Source organism: Pseudomonas sp. TWI929 (assembly GCF_039673335.1).
Taxonomy (GTDB): Bacteria; Pseudomonadota; Gammaproteobacteria; order Pseudomonadales; family Pseudomonadaceae; genus Aquipseudomonas.
Map to the genome: position 1 here is coordinate 1 of NZ_JBDJLK010000141.1, position 8,548 is coordinate 8,548.

Here is an 8,548-nt window from a genome sequence, read left to right on the forward strand (position 1 = left end):
ACGCAAGGCCGCTCCCACAATGGCGGTGAAGGGCTTTACTACGGGGTAAGCAACTCCACCCGATCACGAAACTGCTCCAGCGCCTCCGGGTTGGCCAGGGCGTCGGTGTTCTTCACCGGCAAGCCATGCACCACATTGCGAATCGCCAATTCCACCAACTTGCCGCTGATGGTGCGCGGGATGTCGCTGACCTGGGCAATCACCGCCGGCACATGGCGGGGCGTGGTGTACTGGCGTATCACCTGGCGGATCTGCTGGCGCAGGGCCTCATCCAGTTGCACGCCATCACGCAGGCGCACGAACAGCACCACCCGCACATCGCCTTGCCAGTCCTGGCCGATGGCCACGCTTTCCACTACCTGTTCGACCTTTTCCACCTGCCGGTAGATCTCCGCCGTGCCAATGCGCACACCGCCGGGGTTGAGTACGGCATCGGAGCGGCCATGGATCACCATGCCACCGCTGGCGCGCTGTTCGGCATAATCGCCCTGGGCCCACACCCCCGGGAACTGGCTGAAATAGGCCTCGTGGTAACGGCCGCCGTCAGGGTCGTGCCAGAACCCCAGCGGCATGGAAGGGAAGTTGTGCGTGCATACCAGTTCGCCTTTTTCGTCCTGCACCGGCTGGCCAAGCTCGTTCCATACCTCCACCGCCATGCCCAGGCCCTTGCACTGGATTTCTCCACGGCGTACCGGCAGGGTCGGGTTGCCCAGCACGAAGCAGGCGACGATGTCGGTACCGCCCGACATGGAAGCCAGGCACAGGTCGGCCTTGATCTTGCCGTACACGTATTCATAGCTGTGCGGCGACAGTGGCGAGCCGGTCGACAGCAGCAGGCGCAGGCTGCCCAGGCGGTGGCTGGTGGCAGGTTCCAGGCCTGCCTGCTCCAGGGCTGCCAGGTATTTGGCACTGGTACCGAAGGCGTGGATACCCTCGGCATCGATCAGGTCCAGCAGGCGCTGCGGGCCGGGGTGGAAGGGCGAACCGTCGTACAGCACCAGCGTGGCACCCACCGCCAGGCCGCTGACTAGCCAGTTCCACATCATCCAGCCGCAGGTGGTGTAGTAGAACAGCACGTCATCGGCCTTAAGGTCGTTGTGCAGGCCGTGCTCCTTGAGGTGCTGCAGCAACACGCCACCGGCGCGATGGACAATGCACTTGGGCACACCCGTAGTGCCACTGGAATAGAGGATGTACAACGGCTGATCGAAGGGCAGTGGCGTGAAATGCGGCTCGCCGCCGGGCTGGTAGAAGTCATCCCACAGGCTGACGCTGGCTGCCTGGAATTCATCTGCGCGCGTGCCGCTGCGGGTATGCGGCACTACGATCAATCGCTCAAGGCCGGGCAACTGCGCGCACACCTGGTTGACTTTGTCCACTTGGTCGATGGCCTTGCCTGCGTACTGGTAATCGGCGCAGACGATCAGCAGTTTGGGCGCTATCTGGCCGAAGCGGTCGATGATGCCGTGCACGCCGAACTCGGGCGAGGAGGTGGACCAGACCGCGCCGAGGCTGGTGCAGGCGAGCATGGCGACCAGGGTTTGCCAGGTGTTGGGCATAACCGCGGCCACCCGGTCGCCGGGGACGATACCGGCGGCCCTGAACGCGGTTTGCAGCCCGGCCACCTGTGCAGCCAACTCGGCATGAGTAAACACCTGGCGCTGGCCGTCTTCGCGCACGGCAACCACGGCCGGACGGTCGTCGCGACGGCGCAGCAAGTGTTCGGCGAAGTTCAGGGTGGCATGGCTGAACCACTGGGCATCGGGCATCTGTGGCCCTTCGCTGAGCACCTGGCTCGGCGGGGTATGCCAGTGGACGTGGAAATACTCGGCAAGGGTTTGCCAGAAGGCGGGCCGCTGTTCGATGCTCCAGCGGTGCAGCGCCTGGTAGTCGTTCAGTTGCAGGTTGTAGCGCAGGTTGACCCGGCGGCGGAAGGCATCCATCCGGCTGGCCTCGATCTGCGCCGTGGAGGGGCGCCAAAGCACATCGTTCATGCCGAACCTCCTGTAGCCTGCAAGGGCCCCATCGCCGGCAAGCCAGCTCCCACAGGGACCTCACAGATCTTAAGTACAGTGACCAACCTGTGGGAGCCGGCTCGCCGGCGATGAAGGCACCATCATGGTCTAAGGCTTACGCGTTACTCTACTTTAGCCTTTTGCACGTCCTGCGATGCCGACCATACGCGGTAGCGCACCTCTACATCCTTGGGTGCATATACCACCACCGGCAACTTGCTGTTGTAGCGCAGCATGAAACCATCACCGACCACCGGCACAAAGGCGTTGGTCTTCTTGCCATCCGGGCAGGCCATCAGGGTGCTGACCGGGCCGCTGACTTTCTCCAGGCGGTAGTAGTTGTAGCCCCAGCCTTCCAGGGTAAGTTGTTCAAGGCTGCCGCCCAGACGCTGGCGGTTGCAGTCCACCGGCAGGGTCTTGCCGGCGATAATTTCCAGTTGGTAGGCCGACTCGTCAGCCTGGGCTGGCAGGTGGATGACCTGCCGGGTGAAGCCTTTTTCCGCCTCGGGGTAGGGCGCGACGTCCTTCAGGCTGGCTGCTGATGCTTGTGCGGCGGCAGCCAGAGTCAGGGCCAGAATCGCAGTCATTGGGGTTGGGCGCATAGGGCCTCCTTGCAGATAAACGAATGCGAGACCGCCGCCAGGCCCAGGCCGCCCGTCACTGGGCCAACCAGCCACCATCGACGTTCCAGGCGGCACCGCGAACCTGGCTACCGGCCTCGCTGCACAGGAATAGTACCAGTTCACCCAGGTGCTCGGGGGTGACGAAGGCCAGCGACGGCTGCTTTTCTGCTAGAAGATCGTGCTGCGCTTGCAGCGGATCGCCACCGTTGGCAGCACGATCGTCGATTTGCTTTTGCACCAGCGGGGTCAGCACCCAGCCCGGGCAGATGGCATTGCAGGTGACGTTGCTGGTCGCGGTTTCCAGGCCCACCACCTTGGTCAGGCCAACCACACCGTGCTTGGCCGCCACATAGGCCGCCTTGCCGGTCGAACCGACCAGGCCATGTACCGAGGCGATGTTGATGATGCGCCCCCAGTTGCGCGCGCGCATGCCGGGCAGCGCCAGGCGCGTGCCATGGAACACGGCCGACAGGTTGAGGGCGATGATCTTGTCCCAACTCTCGACCGGGAACTGCTCGACCGGTGCCACATGCTGGATACCCGCGTTATTGACCAGGATATCGACGCTGCCGAACTCGCGATCAGCCAGGGCGAACAGCGCTTCGATCTGGGCTACATCGGACAGATCGGCCGGATGATGGATTACCTTCACCCCATGCCGGGCAATCTCGGCCAGCGCTGGTGCGGGGTTGCCAAAGCCGTTGAACACGATGTTGGCGCCTGCGCGGGCCAGTATCTGGGCGATGCCCAGGCCGATGCCACTGGTGGAACCGGTGACGAGTGCAGTCTTGCCTTTGAGGGTCATGCAAAGCTCCTTAAACGATGCCGGTGGCGTACAACGTGGCGATGACCACGAACACCGACACTATCAAAATTGTCAGGTGGCATGTTCAAGTCCTGGCGATAAAATGGTGAGATGAATGAGATAGAAGAGAAGACGAGATGGAGAACCGGCGCTTCTACCAAGGAAATATCCCCGTTACGCTCGTCGGAAAGTACAAGTGTGTTTCGTTGTTGCAAGTCAACGCGGACCGTTTGGCAATAGCGTACGACGAAGGGATTGCAATCATGGTCAATGATGCGAAGCATTCGGTGATGTGTCATTTGCAGGGGCGACACGCAAGTGTTTATGCATACACGCCTTATGGATATTCCGAGCTTGTTTCTGGCAAACCATTCCTTTCTTTGTACAATGGGGAATGGATAGACAAAATCACCGGAAATTACCCGTTAGGAAATGGTCACCGCGTTTATAACCCAGCGCTGATGAAATTCCAGTCACCGGACATCCTGAGCCCATTCGATGTTGGTGGGGTAAATGCCTGTGCGTATTGTCAAGGAAACCCAATAAGCCATGCGGATCCAAGCGGGCGATCACCGCTTTTAAATTACACTAAATGGCCATTTCAAGGGGTGGCAGCAAAGCACTTTCGTTTCAAGAAAATTACTAATTACTTTGCGCGGGTCAAAAAAGGGCTTCGGAGAAGCGGAGCCAAGCGCACAAAGCAAGTAAGTGAAGCTCAGCAAGCGGCAAACAGTTTTGCAAAAAGTATGACAGATGATCTCTTGCAAGCTTCAAGGATAACGTGGCGCGGCACGCAGTTCGACGAGCTGGTGAGAGATATGCTTATTGCCCCGTATGTCATGCAGAATCGAAAGGTGCCCCCAGAACAACAGTTGAACGTGCTGAAACAGCAAAAATTATTTATTGATAAATTCTTGCGGTTTGGACCTGACTCAGAATTGGAGCCCTTGAAGCAGGATGTGCTTGAAATGATGGGTTGGATCAGGCGTCCGGAGGGCAGTCGCAATAACAGAAATACCACCAGGGCAATGGCCGTTGAAAATCACAACCGGGTTACATTTCAGGTGCCGCTTAACGTAAATAGGTAAACCTGAGTGAAGTGCAAGCATGGCCGGGCCTGGAACCCTAACCCCGGGGGTCAAACGCCTCCCGCATGGCATCCCCGATAAACACCAGCAGCGACAAGATCACCGCCAGCGCAAAGAACGCGGTAAAGCCCAGCCACGGCGCTTCCAGGTGCTGTTTGCCCTGGGTCACCAGTTCACCCAGCGAGGCGCTACCGGCCGGCATGCCGAAGCCAAGGAAATCCAGCGCGGTGAGCGTGGTAATCGCCCCGGTCAACATGAACGGCACATAAGTCAGCGTTGCATTCATGGCATTGGGCAAGATGTGCCGCAGCATTACCTGACTGTCTGGCAGCCCCAGCGCCCGGGCGGCCTTCACATACTCAAGGTTGCGCCCACGCAGGAATTCGGCACGCACCACGTCGACCAGGGTCAACCAGGAGAACAGCGCCATGATCCCCAGCAACCACCAGAAATCGGGTTCGACAAAACCACTGAGGATGATCAGCAGGTACAGCACCGGCAAGCCCGACCACACCTCCAGCAGGCGCTGGCCAAGCAGGTCGACCCAGCCGCCGTGGTAGCCCTGCAGGGCGCCGGCCGCTATGCCGATGAGCACGCTGACCACGGTCAGGGCAAAGGCGAACAGCAATGATACCCGCGTACCGTACAGCACCCGCGCCAGCACATCGCGGCCCTGGTCATCGGTGCCTAGCCAGTTGCTCGCGCTTGGCGGGCTGGGGGTAGGTACTTGCAGGTCATAGTTGGGGGTATCGGCGCTGAACGGGATAGGCGCGAACAGCATCCAGCCGCCCTGGTCGGCTATCAGCTGGCGCACATAGGCGCTGCGGTAGTCGGGCTGGAACGGCAGTTGGCCGCCAAACTGCTGCTCGGTGTAGCGCTTGAGCGCCGGCACATACAGCTCGCCCTTGTAGCCCAGCAGCAGCGGCTTGTCGTTGGCTACCAGTTCGGCAGCCATGCTCAGCAGCAGAAGGCCGGCGAACAACCACAGCGAAACCCAGCCAAGGCGATTGCGGCGAAAGCGTTGCAGGCGACGGCGCGAAACGGGCGACAACATCAGTGCGCCCTCGCGTCAAAGTCGATACGCGGGTCGAGCAGGGTGTACGACAGGTCGCCGATCAGGCGAATCAGCAGGCCCGCCAGGGTGAAGATGAACAGCGTGCCGAACACCACCGGGTAATCCCGCGACACCGCCGCGTCGTAACTCATGCGGCCCAGGCCATCGAGCGAAAAGATCACCTCGATCAGCAGCGAGCCGGCGAAGAACACCGTGATCAGTGCCTGCGGCAGCCCGGCTACCACCAACAGCATGGCGTTGCGCAACACGTGGCCATACAGCACCCGGCGCTCGCTGAGGCCCTTGGCCCGGGCGGTGACCACGTACTGCCGGGAAATCTCGTCGAGGAAGGCGTTCTTGGTCAGCAGCGTGAGGGTGGCGAAACCACCGATCACCAAGGCACCGACAGGCAGCACCAGGTGCCAGAAGTAGTCGGCCACCTTGCCCAGCAGGCTTAGTTCGTCGAAGTTGTCCGAAACCAGCCCGCGCACCGGGAACCAGTTCAGCGAGGTGCCGCCGGCGAACAGCACGATCAGCAGCAGGGCGAACAGGAACGAGGGCAGGGCGTAGCCGACCACGATCAGTGCGCTGCTCCAGGCATCGAAGCGGCTGCCGTGGCGTACTGCCTTGCGAATGCCCAGCGGGATCGACACCAGGTAGGTGATCAGCGTGGCCCATAAGCCCAGTGACAGGGTGACCGGCAACTTGTCGAGGATCAGGTCGGTGACCTTGGCGCCGCGGAAAAAACTGTTGCCGAAGTCCAGCCGGGCATACTGGCCGAGCATCAACCACAGGCGCTCTGGGGCCGATTTGTCAAAGCCGTACTGGCGCTTGATCTCTTCGATCAGTTTCGGGTCCAGGCCGCGGGTGGCCCGCGACTCACTGTGCACCACCTCGGCCCGCGCACCTGGTGCGCCACCGCCTATGCCCTGCAGGCGCGCCACGGCCTGCTCCACCGGGCCACCCGGCGCAGCCTGGACGATGGCGAAATTGACCAGCAGGATTGCCAGCAGTGTCGGGATGATCAGCAGCAGGCGGCGCAGGATGTAGGTGGTCATGGTGAAGACTTCCGGTGTTCGGCCATTTGTGCGTTGGTCAGCGCGGTGGGGCTGACCTCCCACCAGGTGTCCAGGCCTTCGTCATAGGCAGCCTGGACCTTGGGCAGGCCGAAGCGGTTCCACCAGGCGGTGGAGCTGCCTGGTGGATAGTAGTTGGGGATCCAGTAGTAGTTCCATTGCAGCACCCGGTCCAGGGCATGGGCATGGTGCAGCATGTCGGCCTGCGTTGCGGCGCGTACCAGACCGTCGATCAGGTGGTCCACGGCAGGGTCCTGCAGCACCATCAGGTTGTTCGAACCGGGGTCGTGGGCCGCTGCCGAGCCAAAGTAGTTGTACAGCTCGGCACCGGGCGACAGGGTGACCGGGTAGCCGGTGACGATCATGTCGTAGTCGCGTGCCATCAGGCGGTTTACGTACTGGGCCGAGTCGACATTGCGGATGTTCAGGGTAACGCCAATCTGTGCCAGGTTGCGCTTCCACGGCAGCAGCAGGCGCTCCATGCCCGCCTGGCCATTGAGGAAGGTGAACGCCAGCGGCGTGCCTTGGCTGTTTACCAGGCGGTCACCTTCGGGGCGCCAGCCGGCTTGTTCGAGCAGGCCCAGGGCCTGCAGCTGCTGCTTGCGGATGATGCCTGAACCATCGGTGACCGGGGCGGTGAACACCGTGCTGAAGACTTCGTCCGGCACCTTGCCGCGCAATGGTTCGAGCAGCTTCAGCTCGCTGGCATCCGGCAGCTGGCGGGCTGCCAATGGGGTATTGGAGAACACGCTCTGCTGGCGGATGTACATGTTGCGCATCATCTGCCGGTTGCTCCACTCGTAGTCCCACAGCATGCCAAGTGCCTGGCGCACGCGCCGGTCCTTGAACTGCGGCTGGTCGAGGTTGAACACGAAACCCTGGGCAACCTGCGGCTTGGCCGGGCCCAGGTGGGCGCGCTGCAGGCGGCCATCGTCCAGTTGCGCGCCGTTGTAGCCCAGGGTGTAGGCGGTGGCGGAGAACTCGCGGTTGTAGTCGTAGCCGCCGCCCTTCAATACCTGGCGCGCCACTTCGGTGTCGCCGAAATACTCGATGCGCAGCTTGTCGAAATTGTAGCGGCCACGGCTGGCTGGCAAGTCGCGCGCCCACCAGGTCGGGTCGCGTTCGAAGGTGATGCTGCGGCCGTTATCGATGCGCCCGATACGGTACGGGCCACTGCCGACCGGTTTGTCGAAGCCGGCGCCGTTGGCAAAGTCGCGCTGCTGCCAGTCGTGTTCCGGCAGCACCGGCAGGGTGGCGAGGTCCAGCGCCAGGGTGCGGCCATGGTTGGGCTTGAAATCGAAGCGCACACGTTGCGGGCTTTCCACGGTAACCCCGGTGACGTCGGCGAACTGGGTGCGGTACTTGAGGCTGCCTTTGCTCATCAGCAGCTCGTAGGTGAAGCGTATGTCTTCGGCGCGCACCGGCTTGCCATCGGCGAAGGTAGCGCGCGGGTCTACTTCGAGGCGCAGCCAGGCGTCATCCGGGCCACGCTCCATGCGCCGGGCGATCAGGCCATAGACTGTGTAGGGTTCATCGAACGAACGTACGGCCAATGGCGCGTACAGCAGGCCATCGACTTCGCTGACGCCGATACCCTTGTCGATGTACGGCAGGATATGGTCGAACTGGCCGATCTCGATGGCCGAACGGCGCAGGATGCCGCCTTTGGGGGCATTGGGGTTGACGTAGTCGAAGTGCTGGAAACTGGCGTTGTAGCGGGGGGCTTCGCCGTAGACGGTGAGGGCGTGGGTGGGGGCGGCCTGGACGTTCAGGCCAATGCAAAGCAGAAACAGGCAACACAGGACCTGTGGGAGCGGGGTTTAACCCGCAAGAGGCCCGACCAGCAACGCCCGGTCCAGATAAGGCGCAGTAGCCGGGGAAACCCCG

At 61.9% G+C, this 8,548-nt stretch carries 7 protein-coding genes; 1 reads left to right on the top strand and 6 read right to left on the bottom strand.

The genetic code is table 11. The features are described 5' to 3' along the window. Positions 1-38: 38 nt before the first annotated feature. The 3 genes from ABE456_RS27665 to hbdH form a co-directional block, all read right to left on the bottom strand. Positions 39-1,994 (bottom strand): acetoacetate--CoA ligase, encoded by a 1,956-nt coding sequence (locus tag ABE456_RS27665; RefSeq protein WP_346646764.1) that lies wholly within the window; start codon positions 1,992-1,994, stop codon positions 39-41. A gap of 143 nt (positions 1,995-2,137) precedes the next feature. Continuing rightward, on the bottom strand, positions 2,138-2,617 hold the full coding sequence (eco, locus tag ABE456_RS27670; protein ID WP_346646765.1) for a serine protease inhibitor ecotin: 480 nt from the start codon (positions 2,615-2,617) through the stop codon (positions 2,138-2,140). A gap of 55 nt (positions 2,618-2,672) precedes the next feature. Next, complete coding sequence (gene hbdH / locus ABE456_RS27675) at positions 2,673-3,443, bottom strand: 3-hydroxybutyrate dehydrogenase (RefSeq protein ID WP_346646766.1); 771 nt, start codon at positions 3,441-3,443, stop codon at positions 2,673-2,675. A gap of 137 nt (positions 3,444-3,580) precedes the next feature. Here hbdH and ABE456_RS27680 point away from each other — a divergent pair, with 137 nt between their 5' ends. Continuing rightward, positions 3,581-4,531 carry an RHS repeat-associated core domain-containing protein gene (locus ABE456_RS27680; RefSeq protein WP_346646767.1) on the top strand — a complete coding sequence of 317 codons (951 nt, stop codon included), beginning with the start codon at positions 3,581-3,583 and terminating at the stop codon, positions 4,529-4,531. Positions 4,532-4,568: 37 nt separating this feature from the next. On the opposite strand, the gene ABE456_RS27685 is transcribed toward ABE456_RS27680, so the two are convergent. The 3 genes from ABE456_RS27685 to ABE456_RS27695 are packed head-to-tail and all read right to left on the bottom strand — an operon-like array spanning position 4,569 to position 8,439. Further along, positions 4,569-5,585 carry an ABC transporter permease gene (locus ABE456_RS27685; protein WP_346646768.1) on the bottom strand — a complete coding sequence of 339 codons (1,017 nt, stop codon included), beginning with the start codon at positions 5,583-5,585 and terminating at the stop codon, positions 4,569-4,571. Continuing rightward, entirely contained in the window at positions 5,585-6,643 is a 1,059-nt protein-coding gene (locus ABE456_RS27690) for a microcin C ABC transporter permease YejB (protein ID WP_346646769.1), read from the bottom strand. Before ABE456_RS27690 ends, ABE456_RS27685 begins: the two co-directional genes overlap by 1 nt. Further along, complete coding sequence (locus ABE456_RS27695; RefSeq protein ID WP_346646770.1) at positions 6,640-8,439, bottom strand: extracellular solute-binding protein; 1,800 nt, start codon at positions 8,437-8,439, stop codon at positions 6,640-6,642. The genes ABE456_RS27690 and ABE456_RS27695 overlap by 4 nt, the downstream gene beginning before the upstream one ends. Between the last annotated feature and the right edge of the window lie 109 nt (positions 8,440-8,548).